The 21,486-nt window shown below is 62.8% G+C and carries 18 protein-coding genes and 1 tRNA gene; 11 read left to right on the forward strand and 8 right to left on the reverse strand.

Annotation, left to right across the window (positions count from 1 at the left end; translation table 11 throughout):
* The first annotated feature begins 40 nt into the window (after positions 1–40).
* Positions 41–838 carry an exodeoxyribonuclease III gene (gene xth / locus AC13C2_RS05760; RefSeq protein WP_092762166.1) on the forward strand — a complete coding sequence of 266 codons (798 nt, stop codon included), beginning with the start codon at positions 41–43 and terminating at the stop codon, positions 836–838.
* A 124-nt stretch (positions 839–962) separates the two neighbouring features.
* Positions 963–2,006, forward strand: a complete 1,044-nt coding sequence (locus AC13C2_RS05765; protein ID WP_482886200.1) for an aldo/keto reductase — start codon at positions 963–965, stop codon at positions 2,004–2,006.
* A gap of 15 nt (positions 2,007–2,021) precedes the next feature.
* Here AC13C2_RS05765 and AC13C2_RS05770 read toward each other — a convergent pair whose 3' ends face one another.
* Complete coding sequence (locus AC13C2_RS05770; protein WP_482886201.1) at positions 2,022–2,477, reverse strand: DUF1499 domain-containing protein; 456 nt, start codon at positions 2,475–2,477, stop codon at positions 2,022–2,024.
* A 36-nt stretch (positions 2,478–2,513) separates the two neighbouring features.
* Entirely contained in the window at positions 2,514–3,707 is a 1,194-nt protein-coding gene (locus AC13C2_RS05775; protein WP_482886202.1) for a glycerate kinase type-2 family protein, read from the reverse strand.
* A 505-nt stretch (positions 3,708–4,212) separates the two neighbouring features.
* Between AC13C2_RS05775 and AC13C2_RS05780 the strand changes: the two genes are divergently transcribed.
* On the forward strand, positions 4,213–4,803 hold the full coding sequence (locus tag AC13C2_RS05780) for an EF-hand domain-containing protein (protein WP_482886203.1): 591 nt from the start codon (positions 4,213–4,215) through the stop codon (positions 4,801–4,803).
* 324 nt (positions 4,804–5,127) lie between these two features.
* Here the strand turns inward: AC13C2_RS05780 and AC13C2_RS05785 are convergent.
* Positions 5,128–5,212: transfer RNA gene (locus tag AC13C2_RS05785), tRNA-Leu, on the reverse strand.
* Between the two features lie 177 nt (positions 5,213–5,389).
* Between AC13C2_RS05785 and AC13C2_RS05790 the strand changes: the two genes are divergently transcribed.
* Both AC13C2_RS05790 and AC13C2_RS05795 read left to right on the forward strand, forming a co-directional pair.
* The gene (locus AC13C2_RS05790; protein ID WP_092762155.1) at positions 5,390–5,902 is read left to right on the forward strand and encodes a Hint domain-containing protein; all 513 of its coding nucleotides are present in this window, start codon (positions 5,390–5,392) and stop codon (positions 5,900–5,902) included.
* 194 nt (positions 5,903–6,096) lie between these two features.
* Positions 6,097–6,594, forward strand: a complete 498-nt coding sequence (locus tag AC13C2_RS05795; RefSeq protein WP_175495832.1) for a Hint domain-containing protein — start codon at positions 6,097–6,099, stop codon at positions 6,592–6,594.
* 2 nt (positions 6,595–6,596) lie between these two features.
* On the opposite strand, the gene AC13C2_RS05800 is transcribed toward AC13C2_RS05795, so the two are convergent.
* Complete coding sequence (locus tag AC13C2_RS05800) at positions 6,597–8,201, reverse strand: NAD(P)H-hydrate dehydratase (protein ID WP_482886204.1); 1,605 nt, start codon at positions 8,199–8,201, stop codon at positions 6,597–6,599.
* A gap of 150 nt (positions 8,202–8,351) precedes the next feature.
* Here AC13C2_RS05800 and AC13C2_RS05805 point away from each other — a divergent pair, with 150 nt between their 5' ends.
* From AC13C2_RS05805 to hisD, 3 genes are all read left to right on the forward strand, one after another.
* Positions 8,352–8,690 carry a P-II family nitrogen regulator gene (locus tag AC13C2_RS05805; protein ID WP_092762149.1) on the forward strand — a complete coding sequence of 113 codons (339 nt, stop codon included), beginning with the start codon at positions 8,352–8,354 and terminating at the stop codon, positions 8,688–8,690.
* A 40-nt stretch (positions 8,691–8,730) separates the two neighbouring features.
* Positions 8,731–10,134 (forward strand): type I glutamate--ammonia ligase, encoded by a 1,404-nt coding sequence (glnA, locus tag AC13C2_RS05810; RefSeq protein WP_092762147.1) that lies wholly within the window; start codon positions 8,731–8,733, stop codon positions 10,132–10,134.
* Positions 10,135–10,434: 300 nt separating this feature from the next.
* Entirely contained in the window at positions 10,435–11,712 is a 1,278-nt protein-coding gene (gene hisD / locus AC13C2_RS05815) for a histidinol dehydrogenase (protein ID WP_482886205.1), read from the forward strand.
* A 115-nt stretch (positions 11,713–11,827) separates the two neighbouring features.
* Here hisD and AC13C2_RS05820 read toward each other — a convergent pair whose 3' ends face one another.
* From AC13C2_RS05820 to AC13C2_RS05830, 3 genes are all read right to left on the reverse strand, one after another.
* Entirely contained in the window at positions 11,828–14,275 is a 2,448-nt protein-coding gene (locus AC13C2_RS05820; protein ID WP_092762143.1) for a GcvT family protein, read from the reverse strand.
* On the reverse strand, positions 14,272–16,710 hold the full coding sequence (locus AC13C2_RS05825; protein ID WP_482886206.1) for a GcvT family protein: 2,439 nt from the start codon (positions 16,708–16,710) through the stop codon (positions 14,272–14,274). The genes AC13C2_RS05820 and AC13C2_RS05825 overlap by 4 nt, the downstream gene beginning before the upstream one ends.
* Before the next feature lie 65 nt (positions 16,711–16,775).
* Positions 16,776–16,904 (reverse strand): hypothetical protein, encoded by a 129-nt coding sequence (locus AC13C2_RS05830; protein WP_339641360.1) that lies wholly within the window; start codon positions 16,902–16,904, stop codon positions 16,776–16,778.
* Between the two features lie 169 nt (positions 16,905–17,073).
* On the opposite strand from AC13C2_RS05830, the gene aroQ reads away from it, so the two are divergent.
* From aroQ to mnmH, 3 genes are read left to right on the forward strand one after another with little or no spacing between them, the layout of a single operon-like run.
* Positions 17,074–17,499: a type II 3-dehydroquinate dehydratase gene (gene aroQ, locus AC13C2_RS05835; protein ID WP_482886207.1), complete on the forward strand. Its 426-nt coding sequence runs from the start codon at positions 17,074–17,076 to the stop codon at positions 17,497–17,499.
* Complete coding sequence (locus tag AC13C2_RS05840) at positions 17,492–18,109, forward strand: nucleoside/nucleotide kinase family protein (RefSeq protein ID WP_482886208.1); 618 nt, start codon at positions 17,492–17,494, stop codon at positions 18,107–18,109. Before aroQ ends, AC13C2_RS05840 begins: the two co-directional genes overlap by 8 nt.
* A gap of 47 nt (positions 18,110–18,156) precedes the next feature.
* Entirely contained in the window at positions 18,157–19,203 is a 1,047-nt protein-coding gene (mnmH, locus tag AC13C2_RS05845) for a tRNA 2-selenouridine(34) synthase MnmH (RefSeq protein WP_482886209.1), read from the forward strand.
* On the opposite strand, the gene selD is transcribed toward mnmH, so the two are convergent.
* Positions 19,200–21,389, reverse strand: a complete 2,190-nt coding sequence (gene selD, locus AC13C2_RS05850; RefSeq protein WP_482886210.1) for a selenide, water dikinase SelD — start codon at positions 21,387–21,389, stop codon at positions 19,200–19,202. The genes mnmH and selD overlap by 4 nt on opposite strands.
* Positions 21,390–21,486 lie beyond the last annotated feature (97 nt).

Here is a 21,486-nt window from a genome sequence, read left to right on the forward strand (position 1 = left end):
AACGCTCGCCTAAGCGTTTGCGAAACCCGGAGGGTCGCCCATGAAGATCGCCACATTCAACGTCAACGGCATCAAGGCCCGCTATGAGACCGTGGCCAACTGGCTGCGGGACGACGCGCCCGATGTCGCCGTGTTGCAGGAGATCAAGTCCATCGACGAAGCCTTTCCGCGAGAGTTGGTCGAGGATGCGGGTTACGAATTGCACACCCATGGGCAAAAGGGATTCAACGGCGTGGCTCTTCTGTCGAAAACGCCGGTAGAGGATATCTCGCGGGGTCTGCCGGCCTTGGACGGGGCGCATGACAACGACGACGATCAGGCCCGCTATATCGAAGGCACGGTAATCGGAGAGACCGGTGCAGTGCGGATTTGCGGGCTGTATCTGCCGAACGGCAATCCGGCGCCGGGGCCTAAATACGATTACAAACTGGCGTGGATGACGCGGCTGGAGGCGCGGGCGAAGGCCTTGCTGGCCGAAGAAACGCCGTTCCTGATGACCGGGGATTTCAACGTCATCCCCGACGCCCGCGACGCCGCCCGACCCGCGGCGTGGGAGAAGGACGCGCTGGGATTGCCGCAGACGCGATCCGCATGGCGGCGCATCCTGAACCTTGGTCTGACCGAGGCGTTCCGGGCAAGAACGCAGGCTGCGGGGCACTATAGTTTCTGGGATTATCAGGCCGGTGCCTGGAACAAGAACGATGGCATCCGCATTGATCATTTCCTGCTGTCGCCTGCCGTGGCGGACCATATGCGCGATTGCACGATCCAGGCGGATATGCGGGGCCGCGAAAAGCCATCGGATCATGTGCCGGTCTGGCTGGATCTGGATTTATAGAACGGGACCTCCGGCGGGAATATTTCAGGGGTAAAGACGGGAAGGTCCGGGACGACATCCCCGGACTGGACCTTATCGGGACGGGCGCGCATCTAGGGGCAGATTTGCCTGACAGGATGACCCCATGCGCCATATACCCCTCGGACGTCACGACACGATTTCGGAAATCATGCTGGGGACGATGACCTTCGGCACCCAGACGCCGCAAGCCGACGCCCACACCCAGATCGACATGGCTTGTGACGCGGGTGTGACGTGGCTCGACACCGCTGAGATGTATCCTGTGAACCCGGTGCGCGCGGAGACCCTTGGCCTGACCGAGGAAATCGTCGGCAACTGGGTTGCGAACGGCGGTGCCGGGCGCATCAAGCTGGCCACCAAGCACTCCGGAGACGGGTCGCATGCGCGGGGCGGCGCGCCGATCACCTCCGAGAGCATTCCACAAGCCATCGAGGGCAGCCTGAAGCGGCTCAAGTCCGAGGCCATCGACCTGTACCAGTTCCACTGGCCGAACCGGGGCAGTTTCCAGTTTCGAAAATACTGGACCTACCGTCCCGAAGGCACGCGCGATGCGATTCTGCAGAACATGGCCGATTGCGTGGGCGCGCTGGAGCGGGAGGTGTCGCGCGGCACCATCAAATCCTTCGGCCTGTCCAACGAATCGACCTGGGGCATGGATCAGTGGATGATGCTGTCGTCGGACGAGGACGGCGGGGACGGCCCCGCCCGCCCGGTGTCCATCCAGAACGAATATTCGGTTCTGTTCCGCCTGGCCGACACCGACATGGCCGAGATGATGACCTATGAGGATATCACGATGCTGGCCTTCTCGCCGCTGGCGACCGGGCTGATCACCGGTAAATACCAGAACGGCGCGGTGCCGGAGGGATCGCGCAAGTCGCTGAACGAAAATCTGGGCGGACGCTGGTCGGATCGTGTCGAGGGGACGGTTGCGGCCTATCTGGACATGGCGGCAGAGCACGGTGTCGACCCGGTGCACATGGCGCTGGCGTGGTTGCAGACGCGGCCCTTCAACTGCTCCGCCATTCTGGGGGCCACGACGGTCGCGCAACTGGAGCATGGGTTGAAGGCGCAGGACATGGTGCTGTCGGACGAACTGGTCGCGGCCATCGACAATCTGAACAAAGCGCATCCCTTGCCCTATTGAGGGCCGGTGGCCCGGTCAGCCGAGGTTCAGCGCCGCCAGCCAGCGCTCGACCCGCGCCCGGTTCACGCCGAAATCGTACTGACCGTATCGCGACCGGCTCCAGATATTCAGGCGACTGTCCATTCCGTCGGGCCTGGCCGAGACCGAGATGGCGTCGGGGAAGCCGATGATCCGGCTACGCTGGACATAGGTTATCAAGCCTTCGTCCGGCGATCCGGCCAGACGTGTCACCCCCACTTCGGCCATCGCCACGGCGTCAATACGGGACAGCAGGTCGGCGGGCGGCACATCCGAGACGATGGCAGGCCGGTCGCCCCCGTCTGCCACCAGATAATCGTTGGGCTTGCCGGACCGGATCGCCTTCGTTGGATCGACGTTCCAGACGGCCGGGTCCGTCGGGGCGATACGAACATAGGTCAGACCGAGAGCTGTCAGCCCCACAGCGGCAAGAACGAGTGAACGAATGATCATGCCGCCTCAGTTAGCGTGGACTTTTCATTTGTCATCTCAGCCGACCCTCAGGATTTGCAGGTCGGCGACATTCGTTCCGGTCCCGCCTGTCATCAGAAGGTCACCGGACGCCTGAAGCATCGGATAGCTGTCGTTGGCCTCCAGCCCAGCCGTAATATCAATACCGGCATCCGCGATCCGGGCCAGCGTGCCGTCGTCGACCAGCGCGCCCGCCGCATCCGTGGGGCCGTCGCGGCCATCGGTTCCCCCCGACAGGAACGCCCATGGCCGGGGGCACCCGCGCAGGGCTAATGCAACGCGCAACGCCAGTTCCTGATTGCGGCCGCCGCGCCCGTCGCCACGCAGGACCACGGTGGTTTCCCCGCCCCATAAGGTCATGCCGGGGCCTGCCGCGACGCGCGTGGCGACGACGGCGGCAGCATCGGATACATCTCCCTCCAGAGGGGTTTCGATCAGGGTCGCATCCGGGGCGGCAGCCAGCATGGCTTCTGCCGACAGCCGGTTCGATCCGATCAGGCGCGTGGTTCCGCCGGGAACAGCGGCGGCAGCGGGGCGCGACAGGGCCGTGCGACAAACTTCCGGCATCCGTTCCCACAGATCGTGGCGCCGCAACAGATCGCGCGCCGCTGCAGGGTTGCCAAGCGGCGGGACCGTGGGACCGGAGGCGATGGCCGCCAGATCGTCGCCCACCACATCCGACAGGATCAGCGCGTCGATCGTTGCCGGGGCTGCGGCACGGGCCAACCCGCCCCCCTTGAGGCGGCTCAGGTTCTGCCGGATCAGGTTCATCGCCTTGATGTCCAGCCCAGCGCCCAGCAACAGGCGCGACACTTCGGCCTTGTCGGCCATACTTACGCCATTCACCGGGGCCACTGCCAGCGCCGATCCGCCGCCAGAAATCAGTGCAAGGCACCGTTGCCCTGCCCCCAACCCGTCAGCGGCATTCAGCATCGCCTCTCCCGCCGCAAGGGAGCCTTCGTCCGGCACCGGATGCCCGCCGACCATGACCGTCGCGCCGGACAGGTCGGCGGCGTTTTCGGGGTTGGTCACGACCAGACAGGAGACGCCGGGAAATCGGTCAAGCGCCGCGCGCGCCATCGCGACCCCGGCCTTGCCCAGTGACAGGATCAGGTCCGGGGTCGGCGCATCCCGCAATGCCGTTCGAACGGCCCTGTCGGGTTCGGCGCGCGTCACGCCTGCCATGAATATATCGATCAGTCCGTCGCGCATGCGGCCCCCCCTGCCGTATTTGTCACCCATGGGCCATGCCGCACGACGGGCCGTCAAGGGAGAGTTCCTGCTCGAGCACAGCACTACAGCCAATCAGTTCGGAAACCTTTGGTGTAAATTGTGAGTATGCGTTGCCAAGGATGGTTTCACCCGCCTCACTGCGCTGATGCTGTGCAGTCTCGCGCATATTTTTAAGCAGGTTGCGGTATAGCCCGCCTCATCGCGCCTAACCCTTCCTATGGGCTGTGACTGAACCGGTTCAGCAGCGCCCAATATGGAAAGCCCAGAACTGCAGTTCGCCACATGGCGCACCGAAATCTGCTCTTCCTTTCTTGGCTGATCTCACACGTCAGATGCGCCACTTAACGCTGGTAGAATTACGCCAAACAAGACTGAAGGTCGCCAGTATGGGACTGGATGGACCTTATAGAAACTACCAATGCTAGCTGTGCGACCGTGATCATTCGCGCGATATGCGAAACTTCCCAATTCAGGCTTCGCTGTCTTGATCGGCATCAACTCCAACGGAAGTCCGTCGTGCATTCAATATCGTGCGTATGGACGCAAAATGGAGAACACAGAGATGTCTTACAACATTACAATGCGCGGCGTGGTCGCGGCATCTGCAGTAATCACCGCCTTGATTGCCGGGACGGCAGCTCTGGCCGACCCTGATGACGATAGTCGCGACGACGACAGGGTTCAGATCATGCCGCTTGGCATTGGAACCTGTGGCGGCATGAACATGATGGCTCGGCCTATCGATAGCAATTCGGACGGGATCGTCAGTGCCGCCGAAGCGTCCCAGCATGCCAGCATTGGGTTTGCCCTGTTCGATAGGGACGATGATGGCCAGATTTCTGAAGACGAATATCTGGACGGCGCATCGTCGGCCATGCCGATGGGGCGGCGCAACGTGGAACGGCGTTTCGAAAATCGGATTGCGCGTTTCAAGTCCATGGACACCGACACCGACACGAACGTCACATTGTCCGAGTTCATGGCGAACGTTCAGGCGAACTATGAAGCCGCTGATGCAAACGGCGATGGCAACGTCACCGTTTGGGAATTCCGCGCACAGCAGAACCCGTTCTGACGCGGGTCGCCAGGGCGGCGTAGCTGCCCCGCATTTCGACACCGGGTCAATCGGCACCGGGTCAATCGGCTCGGGCTGCGGGGTAGCAACAGTCGCGGCCCACGGGTTATGGCACAACCTTGAGTCCGAAGTGCCGAAGTAGCCTTTGCAAAGACATTTTCAGCGCGATCAGGCTCTGCTGAATGGTCTTCGGGCCAACACGTGCGGCGGCGTATCATTCGTGACTACCAATCAGGTCATGGAATTTATCGAAAACACGCGAAATGGGCCGGGAGATAGAGGCCTGTAGTGTGAACAGAAAATCCACATGAACGAGGCCAGGTATGGTGCGGGTGAAGGGACTCGAACCCCCACGCCTTGCGGCGCCAGAACCTAAATCTGGTGCGTCTACCAGTTCCGCCACACCCGCCTGGGGACGCCATAGCATCCCGGAACAGAACCCGAAAGGGCCGCGAAGAGTCCCGCTTTCTGCCCAGATCCTGCCTCAATTCGGGAGCATCAAGTTTCCATTGCCATAATAGCCCTGCCACAAATTCTCTTTCAAAGACGCTGAACCGCCACGCCATCTACAGACTGGATCACTGCCATGACCGTCCAACTTCGTCAGAATGCCGAAAAACTCGCGTTTCACGCCGCTGCCGTGGCCGCACCAGATGTCATCGCCAAGGGTGGCATTGCCCGCGGAACGATCATTCTGACCGCCAGCGGCGAAGTTGCCGTCGAAGCGTTGAAGACCGGCGATCGCATCATCACCCGTGAACGCGGCATGGCCGTCCTGACTTCGGTTATCACGCATACTGCACCGGCCTGCACGATCCGCACCGACAGCCTGGGCCTCGGTCGCCCCGAGCGGGATACGACCGTTGCGTCCGATCAGCATGTCGCCGTCCGCGACTGGCGCGCCGAAGCCCTGTTCGGTGCCGATGCCGCATTGGTGCCCGCCCGTCGTCTGGCCGACGGCAAGCATATCGCCGCATTCGGAGAAGCCGAATTCTTTCGTCTCGATTTCGGCACAGCCCTGACGATCTATGCCAATGGACTGGAAACCCCTATCGGTCGCACTGAAACGGGTGTTATCGAGATCGATCCGGCCGACTGACCGACCGCATTCAGGGCTGGCAGGCCTTCTGATCATTGACCCGGCGCACTGCGTCCGGGCCTTTTTTATTTCTGTTAACTATTTTGTAACACTTTTGCCGAAGGCTCGGGATGTGGCGCATAAATTTGATGCGTGATGGATTGGCGGGGCCTAGGGTCATGTCAAGAAAAGCGAACAATCGCGCGAGCAGTAAAATGACAGTGATGAGTCCAGGACCATCTTCGGTTGGCATTCCGGTGATGGGCAAGCTCAGCCTTCGCCATGCGCTTCCTTCCGGCAGCAGGGTGCTGAGCGCACGAGGCGAAGTTCTGATCGAAACGCTGACCCCCGATGACCGCGTCATCACCCGCGACCGCGGCATGATGCCGGTGCGCGACGTTCTGCGACTGACGATGCCGCGCGGCGCGCCGATGGTGCTTATCCCTGCTGGCGCGATGGGACGGGGACGTCCGGAACGCGATGTGACCCTGCCCCCGGACCAACCTGTCGTGCTTCGTGACTGGCGCGCCCGCACGATTTTCAACGCGCGCGAGGCAAGGGTTGCCGCCGCCCGCCTGACCGACGGTTCGGTCATCCGCCCGGTGACATCGAGCGGCGGCACGGTCTGGTGCATCCTCCTCGACCGTCCTTCGGCTGTCTATGTCGATGGGCTGGAACTGGTGTCCGGCGCGCTGGATGCGATGAGCCCCTGACGTCAGTCGTTCTGCAACAGTGCTTGCAGAACCTGCGGTAACGTCTCGGGCAAATCTTCGGCAATCAGACCGGGACCGAACGTCCGCGCCGCCTCGACATGCAGCCATGCAGCGGAGGAGGTGGCATTTATCGGGCAACTTCCGCGCGCCAACATTCCGGTGATGATCCCGGCCAATACATCGCCTGACCCCGCCGTCGCCAGCCACGGCACGGCCCTGTCATAAACTGCGGTATTGATGCTGGCCCCGCCCGAGGCATCCGCGATCACCGTATCGGGCCCCTTGAACAGCACCGTGCAACCAGCGCGCGCCGCCGCATCGCTGGTCGCGTCGACCTTGGAATAGGCGGGTCCCTTGGTTGCGGGCGCGTTCAGCCGGTCGGAAATGTCGGGAAACAGCCGCGCGAACTCGCCGCCATGGGGGGTCAGTACGCAGTCGTCGTGCAATACGGCAAACGGGTCGTCGCGCCCGGCCAGCACGGACAGCGCATCCGCATCCAGCACCACCCTGCGCTTGGACGCCAGCGCCACATCCATCAGGTCTGACGTCCGATCCGACACCCCCATCCCCGGCCCGAGACAGAGCGCATTTATACGCTCGTCCTCCAGCAACCCGGCCAGCGCCTCTCCGTCATCGCAGCGGCGCAACATGATCGAGGTCAGCTGCGTCGCGCATTCCATCATCGCAGAGCCAGGGGCCGCACAGGTCACCAGTCCTGCCCCGACACGCAACGCCGCACGGGCCGACAGACGTGCGGCCCCGGTCCGGCCCATTCCGCCGGTCAGGATCAGGGCGTGGCCGTGATCATATTTGTGCCCTTTGCTTCGCTTGGACAGACCGACTGGCAAATCGACCAGCCGGATATGATCGCGCCACGCCCCCGTTTGCGTCAGACCAATGCCGATGATGCAAAGGGTTCCACAGTGTCGTGGGCCGTCAGCCAAATAATGTCCGGCCTTCGGTCGGTGGAAGGTGGTCACAAGGTCGGCGGCGACGCAGGATGCGCGCGATCCTTTGGCGGCATCGGCACCGGCGGCACGAAGGATCTTCCCGCTGTCGGCGCAAATGCCTGACGGGATATCCAGCGCTACGACGAAAGGAAAGAAAGGCGTGCGATCCTCGCGTGGTAGCCCACGTCCACCATTCGCCGCATCGCAGACATCGCGCAGTGTCTTGCCCAAGGCATCCAGTGGCCGCGTCAGGCCCGTTCCGAAGAGGGCATCGATGATCAGCGATGTCCCATCCTTGAACGGCAGGCCATCGGTCGGAAGCGTCCGCACCTGACCTATCTTGCACCACCGTTCATAATTCGTCCGTGCGTCAGGTGGCAATTTCCCGACATCCCCATAAAGGAACGCATCTACATCCCACCCCTTTCCGGCCAGCACCCGTGCCACTACGAACCCGTCGCCGCCGTTGTTGCCCGGCCCGCACAGAACCAGCGCACGACCGGGTGCCCGCTCCAGTTCTGGCCACATGGCCTCAATCGCGGCGACCGCGCCCTGGCCCGCCCGCTCCATCAATTGCAGCCCGGTGATCTCGCCCGCATCGATGGCGGCCTGTTCGATCGCGCGCATCTGAGAAGCCGTCAGCAGGAGTTCGGACATATGTTTTCCAATCGTCTATAAATTAGGCGTGGCGTTTAATTTTTAATCACGTCGGGACGATTCACATGCGACCGGGACCCGTCTCGCAGCCTATGCGATTGTCCGTCCCGGTCCAGACTGCGAAGCCAAGCCCGACTCCGGGAGGACTGAATGAAGAAGATCGAAGCCATCATCAAACCGTTCAAGCTGGACGAGGTGAAGGAAGCCCTTCAGGACATCGGTATTCAGGGGCTCTCCGTTACCGAGGTCAAAGGATTCGGGCGCCAGAAGGGTCACACCGAATTATACCGTGGTGCCGAATATGTCGTCGACTTTCTGCCGAAGGTGAAAATCGAAGTCGTGCTCACAGAGGATCTGGTCGACCCTGCGGTCTCCGCGATCATCGCCGCCGCGCGCACCGACAAGATCGGGGATGGCAAGATCTTTGTATCGTCCGTCGAACAGGCCATTCGCATCCGCACCGGAGAGACCGGCGAAGACGCGATCTGAATTCCACTAACAACTGATACTACACGGAAAGGGACGCCACATGTCCAATGCCCTGCTGAAGATGATCAAAGACGAGGAAGCGGAATACGTCGACGTCCGTTTTACTGACCCGCGCGGCAAGTTGCAGCACGTCACCGTCGTATCCGACCTGGTGGACGAGGACTTCATCGAGGAAGGCTTCATGTTCGACGGCTCCTCGATTGCGGGCTGGAAGTCGATCGAAGCTTCCGACATGAAGCTGATGCTGGACGTCGAGAGCGCTTATGTCGATCCGTTCTATGCGGAGAAGACGATCTGCGTTCACTGCTCCGTGGTGGAGCCGGACACCGGCGAAGCCTATGACCGTGACCCGCGCGGCACCGCCGAGAAGGCCGAAGCCTATCTGATTTCGTCGGGTATCGGCGACGTGGCCTATATGGGCCCCGAAGCCGAATTCTTCCTGTTCGACGACGTGCGGTATTCCAACTCGATGAATTCCGTCGGGTTCGAGGTCGATGCCGCCGACGCCTCGTGGAACACGAACACCGAGTACGAAATGGGCAACATGGGCCATCGTCCGGGCGTCAAGGGTGGCTACTTCCCGGTCAACCCGACCGACTCGGCTCAGGACCTGCGCTCCGAGATGCTCTCGACGATGAAGCGCATCGGCATGAAGGTCGACAAGCACCACCACGAAGTCGCCTCATGCCAGCACGAGTTGGGCCTGATTTTCGGCTCGCTGACCAAGCAGGCCGACGAGATCCAGAAGTACAAGTACGTGATCCACAACGTCGCCCACGCCTATGGCAAGACCGCCACGTTCATGCCCAAGCCAATCGCGGGCGACAACGGCACCGGCATGCACGTGAACATGTCGATCTGGAAAGACGGCAAGCCGTTGTTTGCGGGCGACCAATATGCCGATCTTTCGATGGAAGCCCTGTATTTCATCGGTGGCATCCTGAAGCATGCCAAGGCCCTGAACGCCTTCACCAACCCGGCTACCAACAGCTACAAGCGCCTGATCCCTAACTTTGAGGCGCCTGTCCTGCGTGCCTATTCCGCGCGCAACCGGTCCGGTTGCGTCCGCATCCCGTGGACCGAGTCGCCCAAGGCCAAACGCGTCGAGGCCCGCTTCCCTGATCCGGCGGCGAACCCCTACCTGTGTTTCTCTGCCCTGCTGATGGCCGGTCTTGATGGCATCAAGAACAAAATCCACCCCGGCGAGCCGTCGGACAAGGATCTCTACGACCTGCCTCCGGAAGAGTTGGCCACCATCCCGACCGTCTGCGGCAGCTTGCGCGAGGCGCTGGACGAACTGGAGAAGGACCACGACTTCCTGATCGCCGGCGATGTGTTCACCCGTGACCAGATCGAGGGCTACATGGCGCTCAAGTGGGACGAGGTTCACGCCTACGAGCACACGCCCCACCCGATAGAATACCAGATGTACTACTCCTGCTGACAACTTGGCAGGCTGCGTGCCTGCCGGTTTCAACAACAACGGGGCGGCCTTCGGGTCGCCCTTTTTGTCTGGCTTGATAAGGCCAACCGCGACCATGCGATAGGTCCATAGCCTGCATCCGGCTGTTTCGCTTTACCTGCATCGGATGCGTGGCGCACACTCATCCGCGGCGACGAGCGATCGGCCCGGCTGTCTGTATGCCCCATCGAGGCGGATCGGCCCCATGCCCAGTCGACATCAATCTCGGATCGCAGCTCTTTGATCCGGATCTATATTTCTCCTTTCGCGCCGGAGGACCCAATGCCCGCATTCCTGAAGAAAGCCACCCGCACTGCCGAAACCGGCGCGGCGGATGTCACCCGCACGGTTGCAGATATGCTGGCGCAAATCGAAGCCGGGGGCGACGCGACGGCGATGGAATGGGCCGGCAAGTTGGACGATGCGCCGGGCAACCCCGTGCTGAGCCGCGCAGATATCGACGCTGCGACGGCCCAATTGTCCGACCAGGTGCGGCAGGATATCGCCTTTGCCCATGACAACGTCCGCCGCTTCGCCAAGGCGCAGCGCAAAACCCTGACCGAGACTCAGATCGAGCTTTTGCCCGGCCTGAGCACAGGCCAGAAAGTCATCCCTGTCACGGCAGCAGGAGCCTACGTTCCAGGCGGGCGATACGCCCATGTCGCCAGTGCGATCATGACGGTGACCACCGCCAAGGTCGCGGGCGTCAGTCATGTCACCGTCGCATCGCCACCGCGCAAGGGTGGTGGTATCGACCCCGCGATCGCCTATGCGGCCGACCTGTGCGGCGCGGACACGATCCTTGCCATGGGCGGCGTGCAGGGTATCGCGGCGCTGGCGTTTGGCCTGTTCGGCGCACCCAAAGCATCCATATTGGTGGGGCCGGGCAATCAGTTCGTGGCCGAAGCCAAGCGGCTTTTATTCGGGCGCGTCGGTATCGATATGGTCGCCGGACCGACCGACAGCCTGATTATTGCGGATGCGACAGCCGATCCTGATATCGTGGCCGTCGATCTGGTCAGTCAGGCCGAACACGGTTGGAACTCTCCGGTCTGGCTGGTCACCGATTCCGAAACTCTGGCGCATGACGTGATGAACCGGATGGGCGCGCTGATTGCGGACCTGCCGTCACCCAACCGCGAAAGTGCCGAGGCCGCCTGGCGCGATTTCGGCGAAGTGATTCTCTGCGCCGACCGCGAGGAAATGGCGAAGGTTTCCGACAACTACGCGCCCGAACACCTGTCGGTTCAGGCCGCCGACCCGGAGTGGTGGATGGATCGGCTGACCTGCTACGGCTCGCTGTTCCTGGGCGAGGAAGTGACCGTGACCTATGGCGACAAAGCATCGGGCACGAACCACGTCCTGCCGACCAGCGGCGCGGCGCGCTATACCGGCGGGCTATCGGTTCACAAGTTTCTGAAAATCGTGACCTGGCAGCGCGCAACCCGCGATGGCGCGCGGCCCGTCGCCGAAGCCAGCGCCCGGATCAGCCGGGTCGAAGGAATGGAGGGCCACGCCCGTGCCGCAGATGTGCGCCTGAAAAAATACGGCCAGATGTGAGAGTTCACGAAACACGGCATGTCAACGATCCCGCCTCATGGCTTGCGTCGACTGTGCCGCCCCTCTTTGCTGCTGAAATATTCCGGGGGTGCAGGGCTGCCCCCCGGCTTTCGCATCACATCTTCAGACGTTCGCCGGTCGGGTCATACATCGGTCTGAACGACACGTCCGCCGAGTGCCGACGGCCTGCCACTTCAATTTCATAGGGCGAAGACAGGCAATCCTCGACCGACTGCCCTTCGCAGGGCACATATCCAAGTCCGATGGCGCCGCCCAAGGTGTGCCCATAAGCCCCGGATGCAATGTGGCCCACGATCCTGCCATCCCGTACAATCGGCTCGTTGTGATAGAGCATCACGTCCGGGTCATTCATCCGGAACTGTAACATCCGACGCTTCAGCCCCTCCTCCCGTTTTCGCAATACCGCATTGCGTCCATTGAAGTCGGCTTTCTTGTTTACCTTGACCGCAAACCCCAGGCCCGCTTCGACCACGTGATCCTCGGGGGTGATATCGTGCCCCATGTGTCGGAAGGCGCGTTCGATGCGGCAGTTATCCATCGTGTGCAGACCGACGGGACGCGCGCCGGTTTCCGCCTCGATCAATGTCTCCATGACATGCGCCGCCATATCGGACGGGATATAGATCTCCCAACCCAATTCACCGACGTAGGACACCCGGTGCGCGCGGGCGAGGCCGAGCCCGATGTCGATGTCGCGGGCGGTGCCGAAGGGAAATGCCTCATTCGAGAAATCGGCGGGGCTGATCGACTGCAATACCTCGCGCGATTTCGGCCCCATGACGGCCAGCACCGCTTCGCCCGCAGTGATATCGGTGATGAATACAGCATCGTCAGGGTCTTCGAAACGGCGCAGCCACGCGATGTCTTTGACCAGCGTCGCGGCCGGCGTGACCATCAGATAGCTGAACTCCGACAGGCGGGTGACGGTGACGTCCGCTTCGATCCCGGCGCGGGAATTGAGCATCTGAGTATAGACGATCTTGCCGTTCGGGACAGACATGTCACCGCCGCAGACCCGGTTCAGGAAGGCTTCGGCGTGCAGGCCGTCGATCTTGATCTTGCCGAAGGATGACATGTCGTAGAAGCCGCAACCATTGCGGATCAACCCATGTTCATGCGCGGCGTTGCCGAACCAGTTCTGTTTGCCCCAACTGTATTCATATTGCCGCGGCTCGCCCGGAAAGGCGAACCAGTTGGCGCGTTCCCAGCCTGCAAACTCGCCGAAAACCGCGCCCAGATCCGCAAGTTGCGCGTGGAACGGAGAGCGTCGAATGCCGCGTGCCGTTGCCTTCTGTCGATACGGCCAATGGTCGGCATAAAGCAGCCCCAGCGTTTCGGACGCGCGTTCTTTCAGATATCGACGGTTGCGCTGGAACGTCTGGTTGCGGGCGACGTCCACATCGACCAGATCGAAGGGCATTTCACCATCCTGCATCCATTGTGCCAGCGCCATGCCTGCGCCGCCCGCCGATTGGATGCCGATCGAATTGAAGCCAGCCGCAACCCAGAGGTTCGGCACTTCGGGCGAGGGGCCGAGGTGGTAGGCATCGTCAGGGGTGAAGGATTCCGGACCATTGAAGAACGTGTGGATACCCGCGTTGGCCAGCATCGGCAGCCGTTCGATCGCTTTCTCCAGAATCGGTTCAAAATGATCGAAATCTTCGGGCAGCTGGTCGAACTCGAAGCTTTCGGGAATGCCGTTCATGCCCCAGGGCTTGGACACCGGCTCGAACGCACCCAGCAGGATCTTACCCGCATCTTCCTTGTAGTAGGCACATTCATCAGGCACGCGCAGCACCGGCAGGCGGGTCAAATCGGGAATGGCTTCGGTCACGATGTAGAAGTGCTCGCAGGCGTGCAGCGGGACATTGACGCCCGCCATCTGCCCGACCTCATGCGCCCACATGCCACCGCAGTTGACGACGTGATCGCAGGTAATCTTGCCTTGGCCGTCGCTGCCGCTCCAGTGAACCGCACTAGCGGTGCGATGGTCGGTGTCGATACCGATGACGCGTGTATTTTCCAGGATTTTCGCGCCTTTTTGCCGCGCACCCTTGGCCAGTGCCAGCGCGATGTTGGCCGGGTCGCCCTGTCCGTCACCAGGCAGCCAGACACCGCCCGTGACACCCTCCAGGTTTATGTGCGGATATTTTTCGCCGACCTGATCCGGCGTCAATTCCGATACCTCGACTCCGAAGGCGCGGGCCATGGAGGCGGTGCGAAGGAGTTCCTCGCGCCGCGCTTCATTCAACGCGACGGAGACCGAGCCGTTCTGGCGGACGCCGGTGGCGATGCCCGTCTCCTCCTCGAGTTTTGCATAGAGGTCGGCGGAGTATTTCGCCAATCGCGTCGCCGGATTTGACGCCCGTAGCTGCGCAATCAGACCCGCCGCGTGCCATGTCGTGCCGGATGTCAGGCGTTTGCGCTCCAACAGAACGACGTCGGTCCAGCCGAGTTTTGTCAGGTGATAGGCCACGGAACAGCCAATGACCCCGCCGCCGATGATGACGACGCGGGCGTGTGAAGGAACTGGATCTGTCATGCGCGGATACGCTCGTTTTCTGGGTCCCACAGGGGGGCGTCTGCATGAACGGCTGCCAAGACGCGACGACCGAAAATTTCAACCTCTACCTGTGTGTCTGGAGGCGCATCGGTGCAGTCCAGCATGGCCAGCGCAATGGCTTTCTGAACGCGGTGACCATATGCGGCGGATGTGATTTCGCCCACGATCTTGTCACCGATCCAGACAGGCGACATCGGCAGTGGATCATATGGGTGGTCATTCAGCGTCAGGACGGCCAGCTTGCGGGCGGGGTCATCGCCTCGATCTTCCTTGCGGATAAATCGGTCTGCACCGACTTCGCGCAGCGTATATCCGGGCGACAGATCGCTGCCCCAGGCACGATAGGCTTTTTCGATGCGCATCGAGTCGAGGGCGAACATCCCGAAGGGTGTCACGCCGTCCAGTGCTTCATGTATTACCTTGATGTCGCTTTGCAACGCATGGATTTCCCAGCCAAGTTCGCCTGCAAAACTAACCCGGTTCATGCGCGCGGTGCGTCCGGCAACGGTGGCATCCTGCACCGACAGCCACGGCAACGACAGATCGGCGTCGGTCACTTTGGACAGGACGTCGCGTGACGCTGGACCCGTCACCAAAAGACAGGCGATGTCTTCGGTCTGATCGATAAGGGTCAGTGTATCGGGCAGCGCGTGGGTCAGCAGATCACGGTCATGGTCACGGGCAATGGCCGCCGTGATCAGGGTGAATTGATCGTCGCCCGAGCGACTGACGGACATTTCGGTGGCGAATTTTCCGGTGGGACCAGTGAAATAGCACAGGGTCATGCGCCCTGTCTGCGGCAGATGACCCGCGATTTGTTCCGCCAGCCAATCGGCTGCACCGGGGCCGGACAGTTCGAACCGCGAGAAACCGGACAGGTCCAGTACGCCACACCCGTTTTGGACGGCCGCGACCTCTTCGGCCACACGAGCGTGCCACGGTCCATCGCGGCGCCACGTCTGGGCAGCTCCCCACGAGGTGTCGTCGCCGGGTCTGGCGAACCAGGTCGCCCGCTCCCATCCGCCGTAGGGGGCCATCTGCGCGCCCTGTGCCTTCAGCGTTTCATGAAGCGGAGAGATCAGGCGATCCGCCCCGGCGGGCCATCGGGCATGGGGAAAGTGCATGACGTATTCGTGGCCGTAGACCTCTTCGGCCTTGGCGCGGCAATAGGTCGGATCGGAGGCATAGGCCCCGAAGCGGCGGGGGTCGACGTCGAAGCAATCCCAGTCGGGCGCGCCCTTGACGACCCAGTCGGCGAGCACCTTGCCCGCACCCCCGGCCTGCGCGATGCCGAAGGTGAAAACATTGGCATCAAATGCGTTTTTAACACCGGGCATTGGTCCGATCAGGGGCAACCCGTCCGGGGTATAGGGAATCGGGCCGTTGATGACACTGCTGACGCCCGCGCTTGCAAGGGGCGGTACGCGCTCCATGGCGTCGGCGATATAATCCTCCAACCGGTCAAGATCGTCCTGCCAAAGCTGAAAGCTGAAATCCTCGGGCATGTCGCCATTGGTCCATTCGGATCGGCACGCCCGCTCATACGGGCCAAGGTTCAGGCCAGTCTTTTCCTGTCGCAGGTAATAGCTGACATCCGGGTCGCGGATCATCGGCATCTTGTGCCCATGCTGCTTGGTCCATGCCACGATCTCCGGGATCGGCTCGGTCAGCAGATACTGGTGCGACATGACGGTCATCGGCAATGGCGGGCGGCCATGCGGCTCGAACCATTCTGCGACGCGGGCGGCGTAGTATCCGGCGGCATTCACCACCTTGTCGCAGGCAATATCACCTGCATCCGTATGCACGATCCAGCCGTCGCCGTCGCGGGTCACGCCCGTGGCCGGGCAGTGGCGGACAATTTTGGCACCCAGGTCGCGCGCACCCTTGGCCAGTGCCTGCGTCAACTGGGCCGGGTCGATGTCGCCATCCTCCGGGTCCCATAGCCCCCCGGTCAGATCATGCGTTTCACACATCGGATGGCGATTGCCGATCTCGGGCAGGTCCATCATCGACAGCTTCAGGCCCTGAAGGGTGCCCATTGCGCGCACATGCTCGAATTCCTGCATTCGCTCTGCGGTATGTGCCAGCCGTATTGCACCCGTGACGTGGTAATTCATCGGGTAATCGACCGCTTCGGCCAGCCCACGATAGAGCGCCATGGAATAGCGCTGGATATTCATCACGGCCCAGCTTCCAGCAAAGTTCGGGCAGTTGCCGGCTGCATGCCAGGTCGACCCGGCGGTCAGTTCGTTGCGCTCCAGCAGGATGCAATCGGTCCAGCCCAGCTTGGCCAGATGATAGAGGGATGAGACGCCGACGGCCCCCCCGCCGATGATGACCACACGGGCGCGGGCGGGCAATCTGGCGGCGGTGGCGGTGGCAGGCGTCGGTGCAGGATCGGGGGTGTTCATGGCGGACCTTGTGTCACGGACCCGGACCGGGCCGTTTGCAGACAGGTCCTGTGCGGGACCCGTGGCTAATAGACGACGGAGAGATCTGGCGGCGCATCCATCGCATCCATCAGCGTGACCGCGACGGACTTGGCCGTGCGATCGCCCCCGATCAGGGTCGTCGCTGTGCGGCGCAAGGCAGTTTGATGGGCCAATCCGGTGTCCTCCGGACGTGACGGTCGTTCAGGTCGACCTGTCGATCAAGTCCCCGCGACCCTCTGGACCTATGAGTTGCTCGTATCATAGGGCCAGAACGCAGGACGGTTGGATTGACGCGCGGGCTGCGCTACTCCGATTGAAACGCCCGACCGCGAGGGACACGCCATGGCCGATATCCTGATCCTCAACGGACCGAATCTGAACCTTCTGGGGCAGCGGGAACCGCATCTCTATGGCTCTGATACGCTGGTCGATGTCGAAGCGACCTGCCGGGCGATGGATCTTGCCACGCTTGAGTTCCGGCAGTCGAACCACGAGGGACAACTGGTTGATTGGATACAGGAGGCGCGGGGCGCGCGCGACGGCATCGTCATCAACCCCGGCGCCTATTCGCATACGTCCATCGCCATTCTGGATGCGCTGCATGCCTATCAGGGGCCGGTCGTGGAGGTTCATATTTCCAACATCCACAAACGCGAAGCGTTCCGACACCACTCCTATGTTTCGGGGCGAGCCGACGCAGTGATCGCCGGTCTGGGGATCGAGGGATACCGTGCGGCGCTGCGCTGGCTGGCGACACGTCTTGCCTGACGCCGTCGATCTGGAGACATTGGCCAATAAGCTGGTGGCGTTGCCACCGGGCCGACGGCTGATCGCCGTGGCGGGGCCACCCGCCGCCGGTAAGTCCACGGTAACGGAACCGCTGGCCGAAGCCATCGTGCGGCGCGGGCGTTCGGCGCAGGTCGTGCCGATGGACGGCTTTCATCTTGACAATGCAACGCTGGACGATCTGGGGCTGCGTGCCCGCAAAGGTGCGCCCGAAACCTTCGATGTGCCGGGCCTTCTGGCATTGGTGCGGGCGGCACGCGCGAACGGCTCCCCGATTTTCCCGACTTTCGACCGGGCGGCAGATGCAACAGTTCCGGACAGCGGGCGCCTGACAGCGGAGATCGCGATTTTCGAAGGTAATTACCTGTTGCTTGACGAAGATCCGTGGCGTGAGCTTCACCCCTTGTGGGATGCGACCGTTGCCCTGCAGGTGCCTGAGGCCGTGTTGCGAACACGTCTTGTGGAGCGTTGGGGGGCGCACGGATTGTCGCCCGAAGATTCGCTGGCGCGGGCCGAGGGCAACGATTTGCCGAACGCTCGCCGGGTGCTGACCGGATCCATCACGGCGGATCACGCTGTGGCGACAGGTTGACCTTGCCTGCGGGGCACGTCACGACGCGCTGAACCCCGCGAGGTCCGATGCAACGCCACACCCTGACCGCCCTGCCCGGCCTTGGCACGCTCGACGTAGACGATATCATCGACGTGCGTGCACCATCCGAGTTCGCCGAGGATCACATCCCCGGCGCGATCAATCTGCCCGCGCTGACGGACGAAGAGCGGGCGCGCGTCGGCACGATATATGTGCAGCAGGACCGCTTTCTGGCCCGCAAGATCGGGGCCGCGTTGGTGTCGCGCAACGTGGCCGCGCATCTGGAAGGGCCGCTGGCGGACCGCGACGGCGGCTGGCGACCGATGATCTATTGCTGGCGCGGTGGACAGCGATCCGGGTCGGTGGGCATCATCTTCGACCAGATCGGCTGGCGGGTGACTGTGCTGGAAGGCGGATACAAGGCATATCGACGACTGGTGGTGGAGATGCTCTACGATCGGTCGCTGGGCCTGCGGGTCGTGCTGATCGACGGCGGAACGGGCACGGGCAAGACGCAACTGCTGCACCATCTGGCCAAGGGCGGCGCGCAGGTCGTCGACCTGGAGGGTCTGGCGAACCACCGCGGATCGAATTTCGGTGGCTGGTCTGATGGGCAACCCGCACAGAAGATGTTCGAGTCGCGTCTGGCGGCGGCGCTGATCGGGCTGGACCCAGGCCGTCCGTTGTTCATGGAGGCCGAAAGCAACGCCATCGGGCGCGTTCTGCTGCCGCCAGCGATCTGGTCGGCGATGGCACGGGCCGAAGTCGTGCGCCTGCGGGCCAGCATACCCACACGCGCGGCATTCCTGACGACGACCTATCCTGATCTGACAGCGGATGCGGAGTTGCTGCGGCAGCGGATCGAGACGCTGCGCCCCTACCAACCGCGCGAACGGATCGAGACGTGGCATGCGTTGGCCACAGCGGGCGATTACACCGGGCTGGCCGAGGAGCTGATCGAGCATCACTACGACCCGCGCTATCGCCGCCCCGAGGCGTCGGACCGGACGGAGATCGGGGTGATCGACCTGCCCGACATGACAGAAGCGGCGCTGGCCCGTGTGGCGCAGCAGGTCATCGACCTGACGGGCTAGGCGCAGACGATGCGAGGCGCGTCGTCGGTGAATCGACCGATGCGGGCAGCAACGTGACCTGCGGCGCAAAGTCGTTCGATCAGAAAATCGGCCTGGTTGGCGGGAACGGCGGCCAGCAGACCACCGGCTGTCTGCGGATCGTGCAGCAAGGCAAACTTCGGGTCTTGCGGGTCATGATATGTTACCGGCGCACCGCGCAGATTGTCGGCATGGAGCGAGGAAAAATGCCCCGCCGCAGACAGATCCAGCGCGCCGTCATAGACCGGCACGGCGTCCAGCACGATCTGCGCGCCCACACCGCTTGCCTTGCAGATCGCCAACAGATGCCCAGCCAGCCCGAAACCGGTCACGTCGGTCATCGCTTGCGCGCCGGACAGGATCGCCGCGGCATCGCCCTGTGGCGTCCCCATCCGCCGCAGCATGGCCTGGACATTTGTGCCGCGTGTCTGTCCGGCCATTTCAGCGGCCAGAATGACGCCGGTGCCGATGGGGCGCGTCAGGATGAGGGCGTCGCCGGGCTGCGCACCGTAGTGGCCGATGGGATCTCCATCGCACAGGCCGGTCAGCGAAAAGCCGATCACCGTCTCGGAGCCCATGGTGGAATGACCACCGACAAGATCCGCGCCCGCCGCATGCATCACTTCGGAGGCGGTGCGCAGGACTTCCGCAAGGGTCCGAGCCTGCAACGTCCTGGACATCCTTGGCAGGGTGACACTGGACAAGGCGGCCTGCGGGGACGCGCCCATGGCCCAGATGTCACCCAGGGCATGAACGGCGGCAATGCGGGTCAGGGTCACGGGATCGGCAGTAAAGGCACGCAGATGATCGGTGGTCATCACCTGTTTGCGCGCGCCATGTGCCAGAATGGCCGCATCGTCGCCGGGGCGCGACAACACGTCGGCGCGGGCGCGCGGCGGCAATACAGTCAGGGCTTGCGCCAGTGAATCGCCCGCGATCTTGGACCCGCATCCCGCGCAGAGGGGTTTCGCGGTATTGCCGCCCAGCGCGCGCACTGCAGGAAGCCGGGGCGCGGGCATGGCGGGCAAATCGGTCAGCTTGTCCATGAAACTGCGGTCGATATGATCTTTCCAGCGCCAGAGCAGCGGCCCCGAAACCGTCAGCCCGCCCCGTTCCGCCAGGGCGGATTTTCCACCTAGTGAAATCAGCTTGAGATAGTGCTTCTGCGGATGAAAGGCGCGCATCTTGCCACCCGTCAAAACGGCGCGCAGATTGTCATGCAGGATCGGTGCCTCACGCACCGCGAATACCCCCGCCTTGGGTCGGGGCGCATGGGTCAGATGGGCGCAGTCGCCCACCGCGAAAAGTGTGTCGTATCCTTCGACCGACAGGGTTTCGGTCACACGGACAAAGCCGTTTTCCAAAGGCAACCCCGTATCCGCAATCCATGCATGGGGGCGGGCCCCGGCGCTGGCGACGGTAAAGGCCGCGGCGATGCGGCTGCCGTCCAACAGGGCGACGTGATCCGCCGCGATCCGCTCGACCTGCGCGCCGGTCCGCAGGGTGACGCCGAGCGCATCCATCGCTTGCATCAGCCTGGCGCGCGCCTTCGGGCCGGTGCCGGTGGTCTGATCCGCCGCTTCCAGCACTGTGATTACAGGTCTCTTGCTCACGTTGCGCAAAGCATGGGCCATGGCCAGCGACAGCTCGACCCCGGCAACGCCGCCGCCGATCACCGCCACCTCGGGGGCAGTGTCCCCGACCTCGACCGCGCGCAGGAAGGCGCGCCAGCGATTGGCATACTGTCCCAGGGGTTTGGCCCCGGTGCCATGATCGGCGAACCCTTCGATTTCCGGCATTTCCGCCGTAATTCCGACATCGAGCGAGGCCACGTCGTATTTCAGATCGCCCCAGCCTTCGATGTGCATGACGCGTGCATCGGCATCCAGCGCATCGACCGCCCCGTCGATCAGCCGCGCCCCGCAGAACCGGGCCAGCCGCACCAGATCAATGTCCAGATCATCGCGGCTGTAGTGCCCCGCGACATGGCCGGGCAACATGCCGGTATAGGGTGCGGTTGGCCCCGGATTGATCACGGTCAGCCGCGCGCCCGGAAGCGGCTTCATACCCCATCGGCGCATCACCAGAGCATGGGCGTGGCCGCCACCGATCAGCACGAGGTCGCGGGTCAGGGGTATGTCGATCTGCATGTCTGCGGCCTCGAGCATTGGGGTCGCACTGCTTTCCCGGATTGCAGGCCGCGCGTCAAATCCGCAGCGCAGGGGATGCCGATGTCTGACGCAGACGTGACGGCCAAGTCAGAGC

The sequence above is a fragment of the Jannaschia sp. L-14R genome, from assembly GCF_056857695.1.

Bases quoted from the DNA above. Each gene is read 5' to 3' on its own strand.
- xth (WP_092762166.1), top strand. From the start codon at position 41: ATGAAGATCGCCACATTCAACGTCAACGGCATCAAGGCCCGCTATGAG.
- AC13C2_RS05765 (WP_482886200.1), top strand. From the start codon at position 963: ATGCGCCATATACCCCTCGGACGTCACGACACGATTTCGGAAATCATG.
- AC13C2_RS05770 (WP_482886201.1), bottom strand. From the start codon at position 2,477: ATGATCATTCGTTCACTCGTTCTTGCCGCTGTGGGGCTGACAGCTCTC.
- AC13C2_RS05775 (WP_482886202.1), bottom strand. From the start codon at position 3,707: ATGCGCGACGGACTGATCGATATATTCATGGCAGGCGTGACGCGCGCC.
- AC13C2_RS05790 (WP_092762155.1), top strand. From the start codon at position 5,390: ATGACCGTCCAACTTCGTCAGAATGCCGAAAAACTCGCGTTTCACGCC.
- AC13C2_RS05795 (WP_175495832.1), top strand. From the start codon at position 6,097: ATGACAGTGATGAGTCCAGGACCATCTTCGGTTGGCATTCCGGTGATG.
- AC13C2_RS05800 (WP_482886204.1), bottom strand. From the start codon at position 8,201: ATGTCCGAACTCCTGCTGACGGCTTCTCAGATGCGCGCGATCGAACAG.
- AC13C2_RS05805 (WP_092762149.1), top strand. From the start codon at position 8,352: ATGAAGAAGATCGAAGCCATCATCAAACCGTTCAAGCTGGACGAGGTG.
- glnA (WP_092762147.1), top strand. From the start codon at position 8,731: ATGTCCAATGCCCTGCTGAAGATGATCAAAGACGAGGAAGCGGAATAC.
- hisD (WP_482886205.1), top strand. From the start codon at position 10,435: ATGCCCGCATTCCTGAAGAAAGCCACCCGCACTGCCGAAACCGGCGCG.
- AC13C2_RS05820 (WP_092762143.1), bottom strand. From the start codon at position 14,275: ATGACAGATCCAGTTCCTTCACACGCCCGCGTCGTCATCATCGGCGGC.
- AC13C2_RS05825 (WP_482886206.1), bottom strand. From the start codon at position 16,710: ATGAACACCCCCGATCCTGCACCGACGCCTGCCACCGCCACCGCCGCC.
- aroQ (WP_482886207.1), top strand. From the start codon at position 17,074: ATGGCCGATATCCTGATCCTCAACGGACCGAATCTGAACCTTCTGGGG.
- mnmH (WP_482886209.1), top strand. From the start codon at position 18,157: ATGCAACGCCACACCCTGACCGCCCTGCCCGGCCTTGGCACGCTCGAC.
- selD (WP_482886210.1), bottom strand. From the start codon at position 21,389: ATGCTCGAGGCCGCAGACATGCAGATCGACATACCCCTGACCCGCGAC.